Raw genomic sequence first — 20,409 nt, forward strand, 5'->3', positions numbered from 1 at the left:
GCTAACAGCGAAATTAATCAGCGCAAACCGTCTTCGCCCTTGATCTCGCTAACCTGCAATCCGCCGATGCGGGCAAGCGGACGCCCTGACGACGTCACCGCGACGGCCACGACGATTTCATTCGCGCGCGGCGCATCCGGCACACGCGCTTCGATGGCATCGAAATGACTGCGCACGTAGGCGGCGTCTTTATGACCGAGCGGCACATCGATCGCGGTGCCGAGCGTGCCCATCTTTTTCGCCGACGGCACGAGCGCCGCGCCTTTTCCCACCGCGACGCGCAACGGCGCGCCCAGTTTCGGATGAAGCACCGCTGCCGCGTGTTCGAGTTCACCCGCTTCGCCGACGATCGCGGCTTTGCCATAACTTTGCGCATCGCCTGGGCTGATGCCGAGCGCCTCGACACACTTCTGGCCGAGCAGGCCGCCCAGTTCCTCGCCTGCGGCGATCAGCGCATCGAGGTTCTGTTCGTAACGTCCCGCATACGGATTTTCCATCACCGCGATCGCAACCGCGCGACGCGTGGGCGGCTCGACCGCCTGGCCCATTTCGACACGCGTTTCCTCGACCTGCACGACCAGCTTGCGAAGCTTGACTGTCATTTCGATCTCCATCGATGCGTCTGATCCAGCGCTGTCTAGCGCAGTCCGTCTTTTCCCGCGATCGCCTCTTTGGCAAGACCGCCGACTCGTGCGTGCACACGCTGCCCCGTGCTCATCGCGAGGATATAGACGATTTCGTTTGCCGCCGGCGAACCCGGCACGCGCACTTCGATTGCATCGAAATGGCTGCGCACGTAGCTGGCGTTGACGTGTGTGAGCGGTACATCGAGCGCGGTGGACGGCGCACCCACTTTCTTGGTGGAAGGCACGATCGCGTTCGTCGGCACGCCGTTCTTCTCGAGCAGTTCGCGCATCGCGTAACCGCCCGGGACGTGCCATAGCGCGCCATGTTCGAGTTCACCCGCCGCGCCGACGATCGCACCCTTGCCATAACCTTCAATCGACGCATGCGGGACGTTCATCGCCAGGAGCAGCCGTTGTGCGAGATCGAAACCGATCGGCTTGAGCGCTTCCATCGCGTGCTGGATTTCCGCTTCATAGCGGCCGGCGAAAGGATTCGTCATCACCGCGGCAATCGCGCCGCGGCGCAACGGCTTCGCCGGCGCGGGACCGAACTCGTGGAAAATGTCCTCGACGTGCGTCAGCACGCGGCGTATTTCGAACACGGGGCCTCCGTCTCTGGAATGATGTGTGGCATGCCATTCGTGCAGGCGACAGGCACGGCTGGGGTCGACGCGCCGCGATCCATCACGCCTACGACTCGCGCGCGTCGTTGCAGAAATAGCGCCGCGCTTACGATCAAACCGCACTCGCGCAGACGCGCCGCTTCGCGTGCGCCGCTCGCGAGTGCGAAATCGATCAGCGGTTGCGGCAACGGCGGTACGCCGGCCGTAACCAGCATGTCGCCAAGATCGCTGTCGTCCTTTAGCGAGGACGCCGGACGCCGCATGATACCGGCATGATCGAGATTGACCGCGTTGGCGATCATCGTGGCCGCGGCATCGGCATCGGCCGCCGTGCGGGCTAGCACCGTCACGCTGTCCGCGATGCCAAGGCTGAAGCTGCGGCCGCGCCAGCCGCTCGTTGCGATGCCGCGAACCGGCTGCGTCGCATCGAGTGTGAGATTTGCGTCGAACGATTCACGCGCACCGAGCGGGGTGCCGTCAAACACGGCCAGATCGCTGAAAACGCCGACGCGCCACGTCACCCCTTCGGTCAGATGCAGCGCGATGTCACCCCCGTTGTTGATGAACCCGCGCGAAATGCCCGGCTGCCGGAACGATTCGATCAGCTCGTCGGCCACGCTGCCCGCGACGGCGGCCATCGGCGTGATGTAACGCGCACGGTGCGCATGACATGCCTGCCACATGCGGCGTGCAACGCTGCCTGCGCACGGGTTGTCACTCTCAACGGCATCCGGCGCCAGCGGCGCCCTCAGCACCGCGAGTTCCGACACGAGTTCCGCGAGCACGGTCGAGAACCGCTGCCAGCCCGCCTCGTGCGCGAAGTGCAGCGTAACTTCGTCTCCATCGGCGGCGACGATCAGGTCGATCGGTCCGTGCTGCCAGTGCCAGCGGCGGTCGTCGAGTTGCATGCGGGTTGCGTTCATTGCATGGGTCGCCTGACAGGACAGGAATAAATGCGCCTAACCCAGCATCGGCGGTTTGCCGAGCGGCCACGGATTGGCGGCGTTGCGCGCCATGGTGCGGCGCGCGAGCGGCGCGCCCTCCAGATGATCCGGCCCGTTCGCCAGCACGCTTTCCAGCGACCGGACCGCTTCGAGATGCCCCCCCAGATCGCGATAGGCATCGAGCGTCATCGAAAACTCGATCGGCGCGACGATCGCGGGCGTCGGCACCGTGCCGAACGAACGTTCGGGCATGCGCGCCACGTCCACCATCACCGTGATACCGCCGCCCGGCCACACATAGGCCGGTGCACCGCCGCAGGTCACGTTCACGAGGCGCTGCTTGATGGCGCGCGTCAGCAGCACGGGGTTTTCGGTCGCGCCCGCGCGCAGGCTGCCGCCCGCGCCGCCGATAAACAATACCGTCGCAAGCGATGGCTCGCAGTTCTCGCCGATACGCTCGACAGTGCGCCGCACGACGTCAGGCATCGTTGCGATCCGCGGCACGAGATGCTGATCGAGTTCATACCATTGCGCGTGCTCGCCGGTTGTGGACACCATCAGAAAGCGCATGCCCGGGCGCGCTATCGCGGGATCGAAACCTTCGATGATCGCAAGCGGGTCCTGAATGTCCGTGCCACCCCAGCCCGTGCCAGGATTGGCAACCTGAAAATAGCGGCCAGGCGTCGATTTACGTCCGCGAATCCGGAGGCCCGAACGCTCCATGCCGAGACAGCGGCCGGCCTGGTGTTCCGTGAGCACGCCGGTAATGTGATCGTCGACGACGACCACTTCGTCGACATGCCCGAACCACTGCCTGGCGAAAATGCCGATGGTCGCCGAGCCGCAGCCGACGCGCATCCGCTGTTCCTCCACGCCATCCACGATGGGTGCGGCGCCTGCGCGAATGATGAGGCTCGCACCGCCGTCGATCGCGAGTTCGACTGCCTGTTTGTTGCCGAGCGCGAGCATCATGTCGCATGTCACGCGCCCTTCCTTCTTGCTGCCGCCCGTCAGATGATGCACGCCGCCAAGGCTCAGCATCTGCGAGCCATATTCGGCCGTCGTCACGTGACCGACGATCTCGCCGTTGCAACGCACGTTCGATTGCTCGGACCCGAGAAAGCGGTCGGTGTCGATCTTTACCTTGAAACTGCAGTAGCTGAAGATGCCTTCGGTCACCACGGTGACCATATCGACATCGTCGAGTTTCGACGACACGATGAAAGGCGCGGGCTTGTAGTCAGGATAGGTCGAGGATGCGCCCACGCCCGTCACGAACAGCGCCTGCTCCTGCTCGTCAGGCTGCGCCCCGGCGAGCGACGACGAAGACGAAGCGGCGCCAAACGCGACCGCCGGCTTTTCGGCACCGGATACCGCCGCGCGCGACACGAACACCACCGGATCGACGCGAATCAGTCTGCCCTGCGCGTTCGCGTAACGATCGCACGCACCGGTGCGGCCGTCGGAGATCTGGCACAGCACCGGACACGCGTTGCATTCGATCTTGTTCGACGCCATCCGCTCGCTGCGCGGCGCCGACTTTTCGAGCACGGTGGGACCCGGCGTCGACGCAACTTCGCCATCGACACGCTCTGCACCGAAATCGACCTTCGTATGTTCAGTCATGGCGGAGTTCCATACGACGACATTACAGGGTCCTGCCCGGTTGACGAAAACCCCCTGTTTCAGGGCACTTTCGTATGATGCGCATCCGGTCTGATTGTGTTTGATGTTGCGTTCACTCACCGTTCGTGTAGTATCCGCTACACCAATTCTGGTTGAAATCTACCTGATCAAAATTGACTGCGCAACGCCTTTTGCCCGCAGCGAGGGTTGTTGCAGCGCGCCATCGCAGTCACGACTGACACCCTTGCTTACATTCTGATAAGCCCTGACGAGCTTGCCCATGAGCACACCCGCTGCACGCAAACCGGGCGCGACCGGCATCCGCGCAAAACAGGCGCAGGACACGCGCGCGAAGATTCTTCGTGCCGCCATCAAGGTGTTTGCGAAGCAGGGCTATGCGAGCGGTCGCATCGAAAGCATTTCGAAGACCGCGAAGTCGCACGACCGGATGATCTACTACTACTTCGGCAGCAAGGAGCAGTTATTCGTCGAAGTGCTGGAGACCATCTACTCGCAGTTCAACGAGGCCGAGAGCAGGCTCGATCTCGATCTGGACAACCCGGCGCGCGGACTCGCGCAGATGATCGAATTCGTCTGGCAGTATTACCTCGATCATCCGGAATTCGTCACGCTGCTGTCGAGCGAGAACCTCCATCAGGGCAAGCATTCGAAGAAGTCGTCGAAGCTGCGCGAGATTTCCGGTTACGCGATTTCCGTTGTCGCCAGGGTACTGGACGCCGGCAAGGCGAAAAGCGTGTTTCGCGAGAGCGTCGAAGCGCGCGACGTGTACATCATGATTGCATCGCTGGGGTATTTTTATAACGCCAACCAGTACACACTCGGCGCGTTTCTCGGCGAAGCGTTGATGGACAAGGCAAAACTCGCGCACTGGCGCGAGGTGATCACGGAGACCGTATTGCGGGCGGTGCTGATACACGTGCCGGTCGAAGATGCGGCACCTACGGCGGCGGCACGGACGCCCGCCGCCTGATACGCGTTACGGTTTTGCCGCAGCGGCGGCATCTTCCTCGCCGAACAGCTTGTCCGCGAGATGGAACGCGGAATTCGCGGCCGGCACGCCGCAATAGATCGCCGTCTGCATCAGCACTTCCTTGATCTCGTCGCGCGTGACGCCATTGTTCTTCGCGGCGCGCAGATGCAGGGCCAGTTCTTCGCCGCGGTTGAGCGCGACCATCATCGCGATCGTCAGCAGGCTGCGCGTGTGGCGCGGCAATCCTTCACGCGTCCAGATTTCGCCCCACGCATAGCGTGTGATGAGATTCTGGAACTCCGAAGTCAGCTCGGTGCGGTTCGCCAGCGACCGGTCGACATGTGCCTCGCCCAGCACCGCGCGCCGCACATCGAGGCCCGCTTCGTAGCGTTCGTCATCGGTCATGGTTACTCCGCCAGAAAGTCGAGCACGGTCTTCGTGAAGACGTCGGCCTGCTCGATGTTGGAAAGATGCGAGGCGTCGAGCTCGACGTAGCGCGCACCCGGGATGGCTCCGGCCAGTTCGCGTCCCTGCGCCGGCGTCGCGGCAAGATCGTGCGTGCCGGAAATCACCAGCGCCGGCACCTTGATGCCGGGTGTTTCCGGACGCAGGTCGGCGGCGTCGATCGCCTCGCAGTTCGACGCGTAGCCTTCGTTGTCCGTATGCACGAACACATCGCGAATCTGCGCGAGCACCAGCGGCTCGCGCTCGAAAAAGCCCGCCGTGAACCAGCGCGGCAGCACCGCATCGGCGAGCGCCAGCATGCCTTCGCCACGCGCGCGCGCCGCACGCGGCACCCACACCTCGGGCGAGCCGATGCGCGCCGCCGTGTTGCACAACACGACGCGATCCAGACGGTCGCCGTGCCGCGCCGCGAGACCGACGCCCGTCAGGCCGCCCATCGAAAGGCCGCAGAAATGCGCGCGTTCGATCTTGAGCGTGTCCATCAGGCCGAGCGCGTCGCCCGTCAACTGTTCGATCGTGTACGGACCTTGCGGCGCAGCGGAGTGACCATGACCGCGTGTGTCGTAACGCAGCACGCGAAAGTGCTTCGAGAACGCGCCAACCTGTGGCGTCCACATCGACAGGTCGCTGCCGAGCGAGTTGGAAAACACGATCCACGGGGCGTTGCTGTTCTGCTCGCCGTCCACACGATAATGAAGCTCTGTGCCATTCACTGCGGCGTAGGGCATTGCCGTTACTCCTGATGGTTGGCGCGATCCGCGCGCGCGGTGTAAAGAGCCAGCGCGGCGTCCACATACGCGTGCGCCTGGCCGACATACTGTGCGGGATCGAGCAGCCGTTTCAGCTGCGCGACCGGAAGGTGCTGCGTGACGTTCGAATCCGCGGAAAGCACCTCGAAGAGCGACTGGCCCGACTGCACGGCCGCTTTCGAAGCGTGCTCGACGAGATGATGCGCGTCGAGCCGGCCGATCCTGTCGCCGAGCGCGAGCATCACCGCTTCGCCGAGAATCAGTCCATGCGTGACTTCGAGATTCGCCGCGAGGCGTTCGATGTTGACGTCGAGGCCCGCTGCGATCTGTTCGATGTTCGCGAGCGCGCCGCCCGCGAGGCGCGCGAGGTCGGGCAACGCGTCCCACTCGGCCTGCCAGCCGCCGAGCGCGCGCTCGTGTTCCTGAACCATGCCGGCCAGCACAGTGGCGACGAGCCCCGGCGCGCGCGCGGCGGCCGTCAGCACGGCCGCGCAGCCGACAGGATTGCGCTTGTGCGGCATCGTCGATGAGCCGCCTTTTCCTGCTGCAACCGGTTCGCCGAGCTCACCCAGTTCGGTCTGCATCTGCAGCGAGATATCGCGTGCGATCTTGCCGAGCGTGCCGATCAGCATGCCAAACACGGAAGCCGTTTCCGCGATGCGATCGCGTTGCGTATGCCACGGCAGCGTGGGCACCTGCAAGCCGAGGTCTTTCGCCAGCGCCTGCGTAACAGCCGGCGCCGCGTCGCGCAGACTCGCGAGCGTGCCCGCCGCGCCGCCGAACTGCAGCACGAGCACGCGCGCGCGCAACGCGTCGAGCCGGTCCTGATGACGCAGCAACGCATCGAGCCATTGCGCGAATTTCAGACCGAGCGTGATCGGTAGCGCCTGTTGCAGCCACGTGCGGCCGATCATCGGCGTCGCGCGATGCGTGCGCGCGAGCGCGGCGACCGCGTCACAGGTCGGACGCAACGTCGCGTCGAGCAGGTCGAGCGTGTCGCGCAGTTGCAGCACCGTCGCGGTATCGATGATGTCCTGACTCGTCGCGCCCCAGTGCACGTATTTCGACGCTTCCGCATCCGCCGCTTTCACACGTGCGGTGAGCTGCCTGACGAGAGGAATCGCGAGATTGCCGCCGAGCGCGGCGTCGCGGGCGAGCGCGTCGGCGTCGAGCTGATCGGCGTGACACGCCGCTTCTATGGCGGCCACGGCCGCGTGCGGAATGACACTATGGGCCGCCGACGCGCGCGCAAGCGCCGCTTCGACGTCGAGCATCCGCTGTAACGTGGCGCGCGGCGACCAGAGGTCGTTCATCGGCTGCGTACCGCAGATAAGGCCCGTCAGGCGGGCGCTGGCTTCGAGCATGGTGGCGTCAGCAATCGAAGAAGAGAACGAAAACCGCGGTGCAAGCAACACGCGCGGCGCGAGGCGTCATTGTCGCCGGGCGCCACGCGACCGTCACGCCGTGTTTACGCTGCGCTGGCGGCGGCCCGCGTGGCGTCGATGAGCGGAACGCCCGTCAGCTTCTCGAGTTCGTCGAAGCCGATATCGGAGCAGATCTCGCGCACGGCAAGCCCTTGCGGCGTCACGTCGATCACGGCGAGGTCCGTATAGATACGGTCGACGCAGTTCACGCCCGTCACCGGATACGTGCATTCGGCGGCGATCTTGCTCTCGCCCTGCTTCGTCAGATGTTCCATCATGACGTAGACCTGCTTCGCGCCGATCGCCAGATCCATCGCGCCGCCCACGGCCGGAATGGCGTCGGGTGCGCCGGTGTGCCAGTTCGCGAGATCGCCCTTCGCCGATACCTGGAACGCGCCGAGCACGCAGAAGTCAAGGTGGCCGCCACGCATCATCGCGAACGAATCCGCGTGATGGAAATACGCGCCGCCCGTCAGCAGCGTGACGTGCTGCTTGCCGGCGTTGATGAGTTCGTCGTCTTCCTCGCCTTTGGCGGGCGCCGGGCCCATGCCAAGCAGACCGTTCTCGCTGTGCAGGAAGATTTCCTTGTTCGCGTCGAGGTGATTGGCGACGAGCGTCGGCACGCCGATACCGAGGTTCACATACGCGCCTTCAGGAATATCCTGCGCGACGCGCTTTGCCATTTCATCGCGGGTCAGTCGTTTCATGTTGTGTCTCCTCTCACGCCGCGGCGGTTTGCCGGGCCGCTTGCGGCACCGCGATCACGCGCTGCACGAAGATGCCGGGTGTCACGATCACTTCCGGATCGAGCGCGCCGAGCGGCACCACTTCCGATACCTGCGCGATCGCGACCTTCGCCGCGCTTGCCATGACCGGACCAAAGTTGCGTGCTGTCTTGCGGTACACCAGATTGCCCCAGCGGTCGCCCCTGAGCGCCTTGATCAACGCGAAATCGGCATGCAGCGGCGCTTCAAGCACGTAATGCCTGCCGTCGATCAGACGCGTTTCCTTGCCTTCGGCGAGCTTCGTGCCGTAACCCGTCGGCGTGAAGAAACCGCCGATGCCCGCACCCGCCGCGCGGATACGTTCGGCCAGATTGCCCTGCGGCACCAGTTCGAGTTCGATCTCACCCGCGCGATAGAGCGCGTCGAACACATACGAGTCGGTCTGGCGCGGAAACGAGCAGATGATCTTGCGCACGCGCTTTGCCTTCAGCAACGCGGCGAGGCCGATGTCGCCATTGCCGGCGTTGTTGTTGACGATCGTGAGTTCGCGCGCGCCCTGCCCGATCAGCGCGTCGATAAGCTCGGACGGCATGCCCGCCGTACCGAAGCCGCCGATCATGACCGTGGCGCCGTCGTTGACGTCGGCGACCGCCGACTGAAGTGATTCGAAAATCTTGTTGATCATGCCAGTTCCCTGTTGGACGCCTTGCGCCGCGCTGCTTCAGGAAGCTGCATGGCACCGTCTCCGCGTCGTGTTGACTGCGCGCCGCCGGGTTCCGGATACGCGCCACATGCCCGCTATGTGCTGGTCTGTCCGTGACTGCTGTTTTACCGATTTGTTCTATATACGAACAACGATTCGTTTAGCGAACGTTCTGGCGCATTATGGCCGGCATCCCGCAGGCCTGTCAAGGCGGGGACTTTCATCATCTACCTTGCGCGGCAAAAGGCAAGGCAGCGCACCGGGCAGGCGCGGCGTGGGCGCTTCCCCCAATATGCGGCAAGGCGATTTTGCCGTTATCGTGTATGCGTTATGCCGATAATGGTCCGTGGCCGTCATGCCTGAACTCGATCTGAACCTGATTCCTTATCTCGTCGCGATGGAAGACACGCGCAACGTGAGCCGCGCCGCCGAACGCCTCGGCGTGAGCCAGCCGCGCGTGAGCACGGCGCTCGGACGTCTGCGCGAGTACTTCGGCGATCCGCTCTTCGTGCGCACGTCGCGCGGGATGGAGCCGACGCCCCGCGCGCTCATGCTGATACCGGCCGCACGCGAGGCGCTGAGCCGCATCGAAAGCGGACTGATCGATTCAGAGGAGTTCGACCCCGCCACGTCGACGCACACGTTTTCGATCGCGCTCTCCGATGTTGGCGAAATCGTGTTTTTGCCGCGTCTTTTGCAGCTGTTCGCGCAGCGCGCGCCGCACGCGAACCTGCGTTCGGTGACGCTTACGCCCGCTCACGTCGAGCGCGGACTCGAATCGGGCGACGTCGATCTGGCCGTCGGATTCTTCCCGGATCTGTCGGGGAACAACTTCTTTCAGCAACGGCTCTTCACGCACCGCTTCATCTGTCTGATGCGCACCGGCCATCCGCTCGCGAAGACGCTGACCGTCGAACAGTTCATTGCGTGCGGGCATGCGGTCGTGCGCTCCGAAGGACGCAGCCAGGAAGTGCTCGAGCAGTATCTGGAGAAAAAGCGCATCCGCCGGCGCGCCGTGCTGGAAACACCGCACTTCATGAGCCTGCCGTTCATTCTCGCGCGCACCGACCTGATCGCGACGGTGCCGCACGCGATCGGCTTCGCGTATGTGACGGAGCACGCGTCGATCACGATCGTCGAGCCGCCGATGCCGCTACCGCGTTTCGATTTGCGGCAACACTGGCATCGCAAGTTTCATAACGACGCACGCGTGGGCTGGCTGCGCGGCGCCGTATCGGAGCTGTTCAACGATGCGATGGACGAATGGCCCAGGTAACCGGTGACGGCCTTTCGCAAAACATGGAACAATGACCGGCAGACATGAACTGACAGGAGCCGCGGATGACCAGAACAACGAAAACTGACGAAGCCTCCATTCGTCCCACGCGCGAGGAAGCGGAAGCAGCGGTTCGCGTGCTGCTGCGCTGGGCCGGCGACGATCCGGCGCGTGAAGGCCTGCTCGATACGCCGGCGCGCGTGGTGCGTTCCTACGAGGAGTTTTTCGCCGGCTACACCGTCGACCCGAAAGAACTGCTGGCGCGCACGTTTTCCGAAGTCGACGGCTACGACGAAATGATCGTGCTGAAAGACATCCGCTTCGAAAGCTACTGCGAACATCACATGGTGCCGATCATCGGCCGCGCGCATGTGGCGTATCTGCCGGAACGTCGCGTCGTGGGCATCTCGAAGCTCGCGCGCCTCGTCGATGCATTCGCCAAGCGTCTGCAGATCCAGGAAAAGATGACCGTGCAGATCGCCGATACGCTCAACGAGGTGCTGCAGCCGAAGGGTGTCGGCGTGATTCTCGAAGCGTCGCATCAATGCATGTCGACGCGCGGCGTCCACAAGGCAGGTGTCGCGATGGTCACGTCGCGCATGCTCGGCACGTTCCGCACCGATCCTTCGACACGGCGCGAGTTTCTGTCGATTGTCGGAAATGCGTCGACGGTCAGCGTGGCGAATACCTGAGATTGACGCGGTGTTCACGCGCTTGCGCGCCTTCGTCCACGCACGAGGCCGTCCATGCTCGCCAGCAACACCGCACCCAGCACGCACGCCACGCCGCCCAGTTGCGCGACGCTCACGGGCTCGTGCAGCAGCCACGCAGCGAGCGCGACAGACGACACCGGCACGAGCGCTGTCGTCAGGCTCGCTTCCGAGCCGCTGATCCGCGCGGCGCCCGCGTACCAGAGCACGAAGCCGGCCACGGTCGGCACGAGCGCGTAGTACACGACGCCGGCAATCGCCGCGCTGTCGACGTGCCCGCGCCAGGGCGCTTCGAAGAGCGCCGGCACGACGGCCACCGCAAAGCCGATCCCGCTCATCAGCGCCGATAGTTGCAACGCCGGGACCGGCGTTGACAGCTTGCGGTTGAGCAGGATGAACAGCACTTCGCAGAAAACCGCCGCCAGCACGAGCGCATCACCCACCAGCGCGCGGCTGTTCCTCGCCCCTTCGATGTCGTCGAAACGCACCGTGCAGGCCAGCACGCCGGCCGTCGCGAGCAGGATCGCGCCGATCAGCGCGGGACGCGGTCGCTCGCCGAACGCGATCATCGCGACGCCCGCCGTGACGGCAGGCAGCGTGCCCGCGATAACGCCCGCGTCGGCGGCCGAAGCGAGCTTCATGCCGCTGATCAGGAACACCGTATAGCCGACGCTGCCGGCGCCCGCCTGCGCGATCACCAGCATCGTGTCGCGCCGGTTCAGACGCGGGAACGTCGCGCCGCGCATGCGCATGATCGCGGCGAGCAGGGGAAACGCAATCGCGAAGCGCAACGCCGTAGCGCAGAAAGGCGGCAAGCCGGCCGCGATGGTCTTGCTGACCACCACGGTGCTGCCCACGCCGATCATCGCCAGCGCGCAAAAGAGATAGCCAGTCGATCGTGAATTCATGCTGCGTCCTTGTCCGCTGATTGATATGACGCAGCGTAGGACACGCGCGAACGCGCGTCTTGAATGAAATTGCAGCGTGAGACGAATGGATGCGCGGCAGCACGCCGCGCGGTATGACGCTCAGGAACGCCGCATCGCCGCCGCGTAACTCGCGGGCGTGACGCCGAGCAGGCGCACGAACGCGCGCGTCATGTGGCTCTGATCGGCGAAGCCCGCGCCAGCCGCGGCATCGGCGAGCGCGCTGCCGGTCGCGATCAGCCGCCGCGCGAGCGCCACGCGCCGCTGCATCCGGTAAGCGTGCGGCGGCAGGCCGAGTTCCCGCGCGAAACCGCGCAACAGCTGGAAGCGGCTCATCCCCGCTTCGGATGCCAGATCGGCGAGCGTCAGCGCGGAAGCAGGATCGTCGTCGATGCGCACCTTCGCGCGTGCGATCGGCGCGGCCGCGAGGCGCGGCGGCGTGAGCATCGTATGATGCGCGCCGACATGGGCAAGCAGCGCGACGAGCGCCTCTTCGCGCGCCATGTCACAGGGACTCGCGGCATCGTCGACAGCGGCTGCGAACAGGCGTTCGAACCGTATCTTGAGCAACGGATCGTGCGTGACGGGCTGCGTCAGTTCGACGTCGCGCGTGAACGTCTGCGTCAGTTCGCCCGCTGCCTCGAACATCAGCGCAGGCGCGAAGTAAAGCATGTGCCACGCACGGCCGCGCGCGTCGAGCGGACTGCCGTCGTGGACTTCGCCGGGATTGCAGGTGATCACGTCATTGGCGAGCGCCTCGACCGGACCGCGTCCGCTCGCCGAACGCTGCCCGCCGCGCACGATCACGCCGATACCGAAACCGTCGTGCGAATGGCGTGGAAACGCATGCGTCGTTTCGGCGACCGTCGCTTCGAGGCCGTCGATTGCACAGCGAACCATCTGGACGCGGCCGCGCTGCATGCCAGTCTCAGCCGCGAGGCCAATGCGACGCGCGAATGCATGCGGGCAGGCGCGGCGACATCAGCGTTTGCCCTCGTCGCTGCGCTCGCCTTCGCGGATCTTGCCCTGCGACACGCTGCTGCCCGGCGGCACGCTATGCGTGAGCCACACGTTGCCGCCGATCACCGAGCCCTTGCCGATCGTCACGCGACCCAGAATCGTCGCGCCTGCGTAGATCACGACGTCGTCTTCGACGATCGGATGGCGCGCATTGCCCTTCACGAGCGAGCCGTCCACATCCGCCGCAAAACTTTTCGCACCGAGCGTCACCGCCTGGTACAGGCGCACACGCTCGCCGATGATCGCCGTCTCGCCGATCACCACGCCCGTGCCGTGATCGATGAAGAAGCTCGGCCCGATCGACGCGCCCGGATGAATGTCGATGCCGGTGGCCGAGTGCGCGATCTCGTTGATGAAGCGCGCGAGCAGCGGCACGCCGAGCCGGTGCAGCGCGTGCGCGAGACGGTGATGCGTCATCGCGCCCACGCCTGGATAGCAAAGCAGGATTTCGGTGATGTGCTGCGCGGCAGGGTCGCCCGCGAACGCAGCGTGAATGTCGCTCACGAGCAGCGCGCGAATGCCGGGCAACTGCTTGCCGAATTCGCGAGCGACATCGAATGCATGCACGCTGAGTTCGACGTCAGGTGTCTGTGCGTATTCCGGCAGAAATCGCAGCGCACGACGGATCTGCTCGGCCAGCAGCCGCAGCGTGCTTTCAAGCGTATGGCCGACGTAATAGTCGACGCTTTCATCCGTCAGGTCGGGCGCGCCGTAGTGCGTCGGAAACAGCGCCGCGCGCAGGCCCGCGACGATATTGATCACGCCTTCGCGCGAGGGCAGTTCGCGGATGCCGCGCGGGTGGCGCGTTCGATGCAGTTCTTCGCGCGACGCCCGCAATTCGGCGACGATCTGTTCAAGGCCCCAGTTATGGGAAGACACGTTTGACATGAGGACGGCACCCGCACGGGAGTGCGGTTCGAAGTGAAGTGTCCCCAAGATTACCGCGTTTTTTGTCTGCCCGCGTAACGCGCCCCGGGACAGCGCACCAGGCCGCGCGGCAGTCAGATCGTCACGCTGCTCGCATCGATCCAGCGCACGGCCCAGTCGCGAGCGTGTGCGATCGCGGAAGCTTCGTCAGAGAAGCGGAGATCGACGGGGAAAAAACGGTTGGCGACGAGCTCGCCGTCGCTCGAGCGCGAGATCACGACATAGGGTTGATACATGCCGTCGCCGGAACGCGCCGGCGCACAGTTCAGCAAGTAGCCACGATGTGTGAATGCAGCATCGAAGTGCATGAGTCACCCGCTCCTGACTGCCTCGTAAATGATATGAGCGACGACGCGTGGTGTTCTGCTTCCGCCAGACCACCGGCGGCCGTTCTTCAATACGCCAATACGCGCCATCTCGTTCGGACTAAGATCATACTCTGTAGAAAATGCGTGTTCTACGGAAAAAAAGCAAAAAGTTACGGCACACGCGGATGACCCCGGCGGCACCCTTACCCACATTGAAAGTGCGGCTGCCGGAACGGGTCTTGCTGACGGAACAGCCAGGTATTCCACCTGATCGTTCCTGAATGGAGGTAGCGTCATGAACAGCACCGACGTAAAGAAACCGCAGGGCGACACCGCGCATGCCGCGGCAAAAAGGCCGCTCAGCGCCGAGATGCATAACGATCGCACACACGACAGCACCGTCGACACCGACGGCAAGAATCATGAAGCGGCACGAATTGCCGGGCACGGAGCGATCAGCCCGGACGAAATGACCTGTAGCAATGCGTCACTCGACGACAGCGTGCCGGACATGCTCGGCGACATCGCCGGCTTCGATAGCCGCGTCGGCGGCAATCATCTTCTGCTGGCGCTCGAACCGGGATGCACGCTCGTCGACAAGGGCATGGTCGCACCTGAAAAAGCCTATGACATCGACTATCAGTTCGACGACCCACGCACGGTTGCAGAACGTCGGCAGCGCGGACGCATTCACTACGCGTTGAATCATTTACGGCCGGCGCGTGTGATCGAACTGCAGCGTGGCAAGTAGACTGCATCCGTCTGTTGTGTTTGATTTGCCCGCGTGTCGCTTGCGGCACGTGGGCTTTACGTTTTACCCGTGTTTGATTCGTGCCCGGTGTCGATTGCCCGCGTCATGGCGGAATTGATATCTCCCGGTTTCCCATTCCCCATTTGTGGAGTATCAGCATGAACAAGGTTGTCGTCATCGGTGCAACGGGCACGCTCGGCCAGGCGGTCGCAAGCGAACTGAAGACACGGCATGAAGTCGTCGAAGTAGGCGCGACGCGCGGCGCGTATCGCGTCGACAGCACGGACCCGGCAAGCGTCGAGAAGCTCTTTCGCGAAATCGGCAAAGTGGACGCCGTGATCACCACGACCGGCAAGGTACACTTCGGCCCGCTCACGGAGATGACCGTGGAGCAGTTCTGGACCGGTCTGCGCGACAAGCTGATGGGCCAGATCAACGTCGTGCTCGGCGCACATCAGTACATCAACGATGGCGGCTCGTTCACGCTCACGAGCGGCATCCTCGCCGACGAACCGATCCGCCTCGGCGCGAGCGCGACCTCGGTGAATCTGGCACTGGAAGGTTTCGTGCGCGGTGCGGCAATCGAGCTGCCGCGCGGCATCCGCATCAACGTGGTAAGCCCGACCGTACTCGAAGAATCGATGGAAGGCTATGCGCCGTTTTTCCGCGGCTTCGAACCGGTAAGCGCGAAACGCGCGGCGCAGGCCTATCTGCGTAGCGTCGAAGGTGCGCAGACCGGGCAGATTTATCGCGTCGGCTACTGAACCGGCGCGGCGTGACGTCGCGCGTTTTTAGTCATGTAGTTCACGAGACGGCGGTCGTATTCCCATGAGGGATGCGACGGTCGTCTCGCGTAGCCGTGCATCGCGTGAACGGCGCTCAGTGAATCTCCGGCTCGCCATTGGGCTTCGCGCCGCCGCGTTGCAGGAAGTCGAAGTCGCAGCCCTTGTCCGCCTGCAGCACATGAACCTGATGCATCGCTCCGTAACCCCGCTCGAAGCGCGGCGCCGGCTGGACCCACGCGGCCTTGCGGCGCGCGAGTTCATCGTCCGGCACGAGCACGTTCAGCTTGCGTTGCGGCACGTCGAGTTCGATCAGGTCGCCGGTCTGGACCAGCGCGAACGGTCCACCGATGAACGACTCCGGCGCGACGTGCAGCACACATGCGCCATAGCTGGTGCCGCTCATCCGCGCGTCGGAGATGCGCACCATGTCGCGCACGCCTTTCTCCAGCAGCTTCCTCGGGATCGGCAACTGGCCCCACTCCGGCATGCCCGGTGCGCCGACCGGCCCCGCGTGCTGCAACACGATCACGCTGTTTTCGTCGATATCGAGCGCGTCGTCGTCGATGCGCGCCGCCATGTCGTTATAGTCGCGGAACACGACCGCGCGGCCGGTGTGCACGAGCAGCTTCGGATCGGCCGCACCCGGTTTGATCACCGCACCGTCGGGTGCGATGTTGCCGCGCAGGACGGCAAGGCCGTTGCCGGGCAGAAGCGGCGCGGCGCGACTGCGGATCACGTCTTCGTTGAAAATTTTCGCGTCCGCGATGTTCTCGCCGATCGTGCGGCCATTGACGGTTTTCTGCGAGCCGTCGATCAGGTCGCCGAGTTCGCTGAGCATCGCCGGCAGGCCGCCCGCGTAGAAGAAGTCTTCCATCAGGTACGCGCCGGTCGGACGGATGTTCGCGAGCACCGGCGTGCGGCGCGAGATGTCGTCGTAGCGCTCGAGCGTGAGTTCGATGCCCGCGCGTCGCGCCACCGCGATCATGTGGACGATCGCGTTCGTCGAGCCGGATAGCGCGAGACACGTCGTCACCGCGTTGTCGATCGAACCGGTCGTGAGAATGTCCGACGGCTTCAGGTCTTCCCACACCATCTCGACGATCCGCATGCCGGTCTTCGCCGACATCTGCGCATGACGGGAGTCCGGCGCGGGAATCGACGCGAAACCCGGCAACGTGAAGCCCAGCGCCTCGGCGGCGCTCGTCATCGTCGATGCCGTGCCCATCGTCATGCAGTGGCCCGGCGAGCGTGCGATGCCGCCTTCCACGCCCTGCCAGTCTTCTTCGGTGATCTTGCCCGCGCGCAGGTCGGCCCAGTATTTCCACGTGTCGGAGCCCGAGCCGAGCGTCGCGCCGTTCCAGTTGCCGCGCAGCATCGGGCCGGCGGGCAGGTAGATGGCGGGCAGGTCCATCGAGATCGCCCCCATCAGGAGCGCGGGCGTGGTTTTGTCGCATCCGCCCATCAGGACGACGCCGTCGGCGGGGTACGAGCGCAACGTCTCTTCGGCTTCCATCGCGAGGAAGTTACGATAGAGCATCGTGGTCGGCTTCTGGAACGGCTCGGCGAGCGTCTGCACCGGTAACTCGATGGGAAAGCCGCCGGCCTGCCAGATGCCGCGTTTCACCTCTTCCACACGCTGTTTGAAATGCGTGTGGCACGCGTTCATTTCGCTCCACGTGTTGAGGATCGCGATCACCGGCTTGCCGGCGTATTCCTCGCGGCTGAAGCCCATCTGCGCCGTGCGCGAACGATGGCCGAACGACCGCAGGTCGTTCACGCCATACCAGCGGTGGCTGCGCAGTTCTTCAGGTGTCTTTCGTCTGGCCACGCTCTCTCCAGCAACGTCCTGACTACGTACGGCGCGGCGCGTGCTGGAGCGGCCGTCAGGCCTTCTGCTGCTTCCCACGCGACACGATCTGCGTCGGGCTCACGAACTGCAATGCGATCAGTACCCAGATCAGCGTGATCGCCATGTAGATCATCGCCATCGCATCGATCGATTGCGGCGCGCGAACGCCCGTCGAGAACACAGCGTAATACAACGCGACGACAAGCGTCTGCGTGGCGGGCCCCGCTGTAAAGAACGTCAGCTCGAACATGCCGATGGTGCGCACCAGCACGAGCAGCCCGGCGGCCAGCATGCCGGGCACCAGCAGCGGCAGCAGCACGTAGCGGAAGTAGCGGAACGTGTTCGCGCCAAAGATGCGCGCCGCCGATTCGAGGTTCGGATCGATCTGCTCGATGAACGGCGTCATCACGAGAATCACGAACGGCAGCGCCGGCACCAGATTCGCGAGAATCACACCGGAGAGCGTACCGGCCAGACCGACCTTGTACATCACGGTCGCCATCGGAATGCCGTACGTCACGGGCGGCACCATCAGCGGCAGCAGGAAGATCAGCATCGCAACCCGCTTGCCGGGGAACTGGACGCGAGCGAGCGCATAGGCCGCCGGGACGCCGAGCGCGACCGACAGCAGCACCACTGCGCCCACGACCTCGACGGTCACCCACAACACGTTGGCGAGCTGGAAATCGCTCCACGCCTGCGCGTACCAGTGCAGCGTGAAACCCTGCGGCAGCGGCGTGCCGAACCAGCGCGTGGCGATCGAGTTGACCGCGACCGTCGCGATCAGCAGCACGACGTTCAGCAGGAAGAACACCATCGCGCCCCATACGAGCACTTTCCACAGACGATCGGGCAGACTCGTGCGCTGCCGGCCCGAACGCTGCGTGCCGTCGTTGCCGCTCTTGCGGTTGCCATCAGCGGGCCACGGATGCGTGGCGTGGTGATCGGTCGTCATCAGCCCTTCCCTCCCGTCACCGGTCCGCTGTAGAAGAAGCGGCGCGCACCGAGCATCCCCGCGACCACCAGCAGCTGCACGAAACCCATCACCATCGCGATGGTGGAGGCAAGCGAATAGTCATAGCTTTCGAACGCCGCTTCGGCCGCGGCAATCGACATCACGCGCGTGGGCCCCGCGGGCGCACCCAGCAGCACCGCCGACGGAAACACCGAAAACGCCTGCACGAACGACAGACACGCGGCCATCGTGAGGCCCGGCACCAGCAAAGGCAGATAGATCTGGCGAAACTGCTGCCACGGACTCGCGCCGAGCGTGGCCGCGGCGCTCGCGAGCCGCGGATCGATACCTGTGACGTATGACAGTGTGAGCAGAAACGCGAACGGAAAGCCCGATACGATCAGCGAAATCAGCACGCCCCAGTAGTTATGCGTGAGCCGCACTTCGTCGGAATACAGATGCATGCCCTGCAACGCCTGCGGGAACCAGCCGTTCGGGCCGAAATACGTCAGCATGCCGTCGGCGATCAGGACCGTGCCGAGCGTGACCGGAATCACCAGCAGTGTCGTGACGAACTTCTGGTAGCGCGAATCGCGACGCAACGCGAACGCGACCGGAATCGACGCGCCGACGTTGATCAGCGTCGCGGGCACCGCGAGCTTCAGCGTGACGATGATCGTCGGCCACATCGACGTGTCGGTGAAGAACGTCGTGTAATTGGCCCACATGCTGCCGCCGTTCGTCGGCTGGAACGACAGCACCAGACCGTACGCGAACGGATAGATGAAGAGCGCGAGAATGAATATCAGCGCGGGCGTGACGAGCCACGCGCGGGTATCGCGCGGCGCGGGTGGCGGTGAGAGCGTGACCGCGTTCATTGCACCGCTCCGTCATACACGAGCGTTCGCGAGGGCGGCACACACAGGCTGATGCGCTCGCCTTCGGTGAACTCACCTGCGAGTCGCGCCCACAGTTCACCGAACACCGTCTTCACACGGATCAGCGAATCGCGGCCGCCGTATTCGACGGTCAGCACGTCGGCGTCGAACGCGTTCGGCGTGCCGGGCGCGGCGCGCTCCATATCCTCCGGACGCAGCGCGACGCTCACGCGCTTGCTGTTGAACGCTTCCATCGGCGTGCCGATGAGCCGCACGCCGTTCGCCGTCATCGCGACGCCTTCGCCCTCCATGCCTTCCAGCGTGAACTCCGCAACATTGCGATAACCCATGAAGCGCGCGACATGCAGATTCTTCGGCCGTCCGTAGACTTCCTTCGGCGTGGCGACCTGCTGCACGATGCCTTCTCTCATCACGACAATCCGGTCGGCCATCGAAAGCGCTTCGTCCTGATCGTGCGTGACGTAAATCGTCGCGCGTTCGAGCTGGCTGTGAATGCGGCGGATTTCAGCACGCATCTCGATGCGCAGTTTGGTGTCGAGATTCGACAGCGGTTCATCCATCAGAATGAGCGGCGGCTCGATTACGATCGCCCGCGCAATCGCCACACGTTGCTGCTGGCCGCCGGAAAGCTGTCCGGGAAGCTTGCGCTCATGGCCGACCAGCTGCACGAGTTGCAGCGCTTCGCGCGCCCGTCGCACGGCTTCGCTCTTCGCGACGCCGCGCATCTTCAGACCGAAGCCCACGTTCTCCAGCACCGACATATGCGGAAAGAGCGCGTAGTTCTGGAACACCATGCCGAAGCCGCGCTTTTCGGGCGGCAACACGTCGATGCGCCGGTCGTCGAGCCAGATGCCGCCGGCCGTCAGCGGTTGAAGCCCGGCGATGCAATTGAGCGCGGTGGATTTGCCGCAACCGGAAGGCCCGAGCAGCGCGATGAATTCGCCACGCTGGATGTTCAGGTCGAGCCCCTGCAACGCAGCAACCGCGTGACCCTCGGCGTTCGTGAAGCTGCGGCACACCGAATCGAGGCGCAACTGCTCAAAGTGATACTTCATGACAATTTCCTGAAGCTGGCGGCGGGGCGGGCGCGGGGGGGGGCCCGCCCCGCCGCAGCATATGTACCGTCG

General features: G+C 64.4%; 22 protein-coding genes. 5 read left to right on the forward strand and 17 right to left on the reverse strand.

All coding sequences use genetic code 11. The features are described 5' to 3' along the window. Window positions 1–17: 17 nt before the first annotated feature. From LPA37_RS09335 to LPA37_RS09350, 4 genes are read right to left on the reverse strand one after another with little or no spacing between them, the layout of a single operon-like run. The gene (locus LPA37_RS09335) at window positions 18–602 is read right to left on the reverse strand and encodes an amino acid synthesis family protein (protein ID WP_229012372.1); all 585 of its coding nucleotides are present in this window, start codon (window positions 600–602) and stop codon (window positions 18–20) included. A 35-nt stretch (window positions 603–637) separates the two neighbouring features. Then, a complete protein-coding gene (locus LPA37_RS09340; protein ID WP_229012373.1) occupies window positions 638–1,228 on the reverse strand; it encodes an amino acid synthesis family protein in 591 nt (196 codons plus the stop codon). After that, window positions 1,204–2,172: a UPF0280 family protein gene (locus tag LPA37_RS09345; protein WP_229012374.1), complete on the reverse strand. Its 969-nt coding sequence runs from the start codon at window positions 2,170–2,172 to the stop codon at window positions 1,204–1,206. Before LPA37_RS09345 ends, LPA37_RS09340 begins: the two co-directional genes overlap by 25 nt. A gap of 36 nt (window positions 2,173–2,208) precedes the next feature. After that, on the reverse strand, window positions 2,209–3,819 hold the full coding sequence (locus LPA37_RS09350; RefSeq protein ID WP_228983371.1) for a 6-hydroxynicotinate reductase: 1,611 nt from the start codon (window positions 3,817–3,819) through the stop codon (window positions 2,209–2,211). A gap of 280 nt (window positions 3,820–4,099) precedes the next feature. Here LPA37_RS09350 and LPA37_RS09355 point away from each other — a divergent pair, with 280 nt between their 5' ends. Beyond that, window positions 4,100–4,810, forward strand: coding sequence for a TetR family transcriptional regulator (locus tag LPA37_RS09355; RefSeq protein ID WP_229012375.1), 711 nt, complete (start codon window positions 4,100–4,102; stop codon window positions 4,808–4,810). 6 nt (window positions 4,811–4,816) lie between these two features. Here the strand turns inward: LPA37_RS09355 and pcaC are convergent, their stop codons facing one another. The 5 genes from pcaC to LPA37_RS09380 form a co-directional block, all read right to left on the reverse strand. Beyond that, a complete protein-coding gene (gene pcaC / locus LPA37_RS09360; protein WP_229012376.1) occupies window positions 4,817–5,215 on the reverse strand; it encodes a 4-carboxymuconolactone decarboxylase in 399 nt (132 codons plus the stop codon). Between the two features lie 2 nt (window positions 5,216–5,217). Further along, window positions 5,218–6,003: a 3-oxoadipate enol-lactonase gene (gene pcaD, locus LPA37_RS09365; RefSeq protein ID WP_229012377.1), complete on the reverse strand. Its 786-nt coding sequence runs from the start codon at window positions 6,001–6,003 to the stop codon at window positions 5,218–5,220. A 5-nt stretch (window positions 6,004–6,008) separates the two neighbouring features. Next, complete coding sequence (locus LPA37_RS09370; protein WP_229012378.1) at window positions 6,009–7,388, reverse strand: 3-carboxy-cis,cis-muconate cycloisomerase; 1,380 nt, start codon at window positions 7,386–7,388, stop codon at window positions 6,009–6,011. 104 nt (window positions 7,389–7,492) lie between these two features. Further along, window positions 7,493–8,155, reverse strand: coding sequence for a 3-oxoacid CoA-transferase subunit B (locus LPA37_RS09375; protein WP_228983383.1), 663 nt, complete (start codon window positions 8,153–8,155; stop codon window positions 7,493–7,495). Window positions 8,156–8,168: 13 nt separating this feature from the next. Further along, window positions 8,169–8,858, reverse strand: coding sequence for a 3-oxoacid CoA-transferase subunit A (locus tag LPA37_RS09380; RefSeq protein ID WP_228983386.1), 690 nt, complete (start codon window positions 8,856–8,858; stop codon window positions 8,169–8,171). Between the two features lie 373 nt (window positions 8,859–9,231). On the opposite strand from LPA37_RS09380, the gene LPA37_RS09385 reads away from it, so the two are divergent. Both LPA37_RS09385 and folE read left to right on the forward strand, forming a co-directional pair. Next, complete coding sequence (locus tag LPA37_RS09385; protein WP_228983390.1) at window positions 9,232–10,152, forward strand: LysR family transcriptional regulator; 921 nt, start codon at window positions 9,232–9,234, stop codon at window positions 10,150–10,152. Window positions 10,153–10,217: 65 nt separating this feature from the next. Continuing rightward, on the forward strand, window positions 10,218–10,844 hold the full coding sequence (gene folE, locus LPA37_RS09390) for a GTP cyclohydrolase I FolE (RefSeq protein WP_228983391.1): 627 nt from the start codon (window positions 10,218–10,220) through the stop codon (window positions 10,842–10,844). Window positions 10,845–10,858: 14 nt separating this feature from the next. On the opposite strand, the gene LPA37_RS09395 is transcribed toward folE, so the two are convergent. The 4 genes from LPA37_RS09395 to LPA37_RS09410 form a co-directional block, all read right to left on the reverse strand. Next, window positions 10,859–11,770, reverse strand: a complete 912-nt coding sequence (locus LPA37_RS09395) for a DMT family transporter (RefSeq protein WP_229012379.1) — start codon at window positions 11,768–11,770, stop codon at window positions 10,859–10,861. A 120-nt stretch (window positions 11,771–11,890) separates the two neighbouring features. After that, window positions 11,891–12,709, reverse strand: coding sequence for an AraC family transcriptional regulator (locus LPA37_RS09400; protein ID WP_229012380.1), 819 nt, complete (start codon window positions 12,707–12,709; stop codon window positions 11,891–11,893). A 60-nt stretch (window positions 12,710–12,769) separates the two neighbouring features. Further along, window positions 12,770–13,696: a serine O-acetyltransferase EpsC gene (gene epsC, locus LPA37_RS09405; RefSeq protein WP_228983394.1), complete on the reverse strand. Its 927-nt coding sequence runs from the start codon at window positions 13,694–13,696 to the stop codon at window positions 12,770–12,772. A 113-nt stretch (window positions 13,697–13,809) separates the two neighbouring features. Continuing rightward, window positions 13,810–14,043: a hypothetical protein gene (locus LPA37_RS09410; protein ID WP_090538000.1), complete on the reverse strand. Its 234-nt coding sequence runs from the start codon at window positions 14,041–14,043 to the stop codon at window positions 13,810–13,812. A 295-nt stretch (window positions 14,044–14,338) separates the two neighbouring features. Between LPA37_RS09410 and LPA37_RS09415 the strand changes: the two genes are divergently transcribed. Both LPA37_RS09415 and LPA37_RS09420 read left to right on the forward strand, forming a co-directional pair. Continuing rightward, entirely contained in the window at window positions 14,339–14,794 is a 456-nt protein-coding gene (locus LPA37_RS09415; protein ID WP_228983396.1) for a DUF3005 domain-containing protein, read from the forward strand. A gap of 158 nt (window positions 14,795–14,952) precedes the next feature. Next, a complete protein-coding gene (locus LPA37_RS09420) occupies window positions 14,953–15,558 on the forward strand; it encodes a short chain dehydrogenase (RefSeq protein WP_229012381.1) in 606 nt (201 codons plus the stop codon). A 115-nt stretch (window positions 15,559–15,673) separates the two neighbouring features. On the opposite strand, the gene araD is transcribed toward LPA37_RS09420, so the two are convergent. Genes araD through LPA37_RS09440 form a run of 4 tightly spaced genes read right to left on the reverse strand, consistent with a single transcriptional unit; the run spans window position 15,674 to window position 20,337 of the window. Next, the gene (araD, locus tag LPA37_RS09425) at window positions 15,674–17,407 is read right to left on the reverse strand and encodes an L-arabinonate dehydratase (RefSeq protein ID WP_229012382.1); all 1,734 of its coding nucleotides are present in this window, start codon (window positions 17,405–17,407) and stop codon (window positions 15,674–15,676) included. A 55-nt stretch (window positions 17,408–17,462) separates the two neighbouring features. After that, a complete protein-coding gene (locus tag LPA37_RS09430) occupies window positions 17,463–18,383 on the reverse strand; it encodes an ABC transporter permease (protein ID WP_228983400.1) in 921 nt (306 codons plus the stop codon). After that, entirely contained in the window at window positions 18,383–19,261 is an 879-nt protein-coding gene (locus LPA37_RS09435) for an ABC transporter permease (protein ID WP_228983401.1), read from the reverse strand. The genes LPA37_RS09430 and LPA37_RS09435 overlap by 1 nt, the downstream gene beginning before the upstream one ends. Further along, a complete protein-coding gene (locus LPA37_RS09440; protein WP_229012383.1) occupies window positions 19,258–20,337 on the reverse strand; it encodes an ABC transporter ATP-binding protein in 1,080 nt (359 codons plus the stop codon). Before LPA37_RS09440 ends, LPA37_RS09435 begins: the two co-directional genes overlap by 4 nt. Window positions 20,338–20,409: the final 72 nt, after the last annotated feature.

The sequence above is a fragment of the Paraburkholderia gardini genome, from assembly GCF_907164545.1.
Taxonomy (GTDB): domain Bacteria; phylum Pseudomonadota; class Gammaproteobacteria; order Burkholderiales; family Burkholderiaceae; genus Paraburkholderia; species Paraburkholderia gardini.

Bases quoted from the DNA above. Each gene is read 5' to 3' on its own strand.
- LPA37_RS09335 (WP_229012372.1), bottom strand. From the start codon at position 602: ATGACAGTCAAGCTTCGCAAGCTGGTCGTGCAGGTCGAGGAAACGCGT.
- LPA37_RS09345 (WP_229012374.1), bottom strand. From the start codon at position 2,172: ATGAACGCAACCCGCATGCAACTCGACGACCGCCGCTGGCACTGGCAG.
- LPA37_RS09350 (WP_228983371.1), bottom strand. From the start codon at position 3,819: ATGACTGAACATACGAAGGTCGATTTCGGTGCAGAGCGTGTCGATGGC.
- LPA37_RS09355 (WP_229012375.1), top strand. From the start codon at position 4,100: ATGAGCACACCCGCTGCACGCAAACCGGGCGCGACCGGCATCCGCGCA.
- pcaC (WP_229012376.1), bottom strand. From the start codon at position 5,215: ATGACCGATGACGAACGCTACGAAGCGGGCCTCGATGTGCGGCGCGCG.
- pcaD (WP_229012377.1), bottom strand. From the start codon at position 6,003: ATGCCCTACGCCGCAGTGAATGGCACAGAGCTTCATTATCGTGTGGAC.
- LPA37_RS09370 (WP_229012378.1), bottom strand. From the start codon at position 7,388: ATGCTCGAAGCCAGCGCCCGCCTGACGGGCCTTATCTGCGGTACGCAG.
- LPA37_RS09375 (WP_228983383.1), bottom strand. From the start codon at position 8,155: ATGAAACGACTGACCCGCGATGAAATGGCAAAGCGCGTCGCGCAGGAT.
- LPA37_RS09380 (WP_228983386.1), bottom strand. From the start codon at position 8,858: ATGATCAACAAGATTTTCGAATCACTTCAGTCGGCGGTCGCCGACGTC.
- LPA37_RS09385 (WP_228983390.1), top strand. From the start codon at position 9,232: ATGCCTGAACTCGATCTGAACCTGATTCCTTATCTCGTCGCGATGGAA.
- folE (WP_228983391.1), top strand. From the start codon at position 10,218: ATGACCAGAACAACGAAAACTGACGAAGCCTCCATTCGTCCCACGCGC.
- LPA37_RS09395 (WP_229012379.1), bottom strand. From the start codon at position 11,770: ATGAATTCACGATCGACTGGCTATCTCTTTTGCGCGCTGGCGATGATC.
- LPA37_RS09400 (WP_229012380.1), bottom strand. From the start codon at position 12,709: ATGCAGCGCGGCCGCGTCCAGATGGTTCGCTGTGCAATCGACGGCCTC.
- epsC (WP_228983394.1), bottom strand. From the start codon at position 13,696: ATGTCAAACGTGTCTTCCCATAACTGGGGCCTTGAACAGATCGTCGCC.
- LPA37_RS09410 (WP_090538000.1), bottom strand. From the start codon at position 14,043: ATGCACTTCGATGCTGCATTCACACATCGTGGCTACTTGCTGAACTGT.
- LPA37_RS09415 (WP_228983396.1), top strand. From the start codon at position 14,339: ATGAACAGCACCGACGTAAAGAAACCGCAGGGCGACACCGCGCATGCC.
- LPA37_RS09420 (WP_229012381.1), top strand. From the start codon at position 14,953: ATGAACAAGGTTGTCGTCATCGGTGCAACGGGCACGCTCGGCCAGGCG.
- LPA37_RS09430 (WP_228983400.1), bottom strand. From the start codon at position 18,383: ATGACGACCGATCACCACGCCACGCATCCGTGGCCCGCTGATGGCAAC.
- LPA37_RS09435 (WP_228983401.1), bottom strand. From the start codon at position 19,261: ATGAACGCGGTCACGCTCTCACCGCCACCCGCGCCGCGCGATACCCGC.
- LPA37_RS09440 (WP_229012383.1), bottom strand. From the start codon at position 20,337: ATGAAGTATCACTTTGAGCAGTTGCGCCTCGATTCGGTGTGCCGCAGC.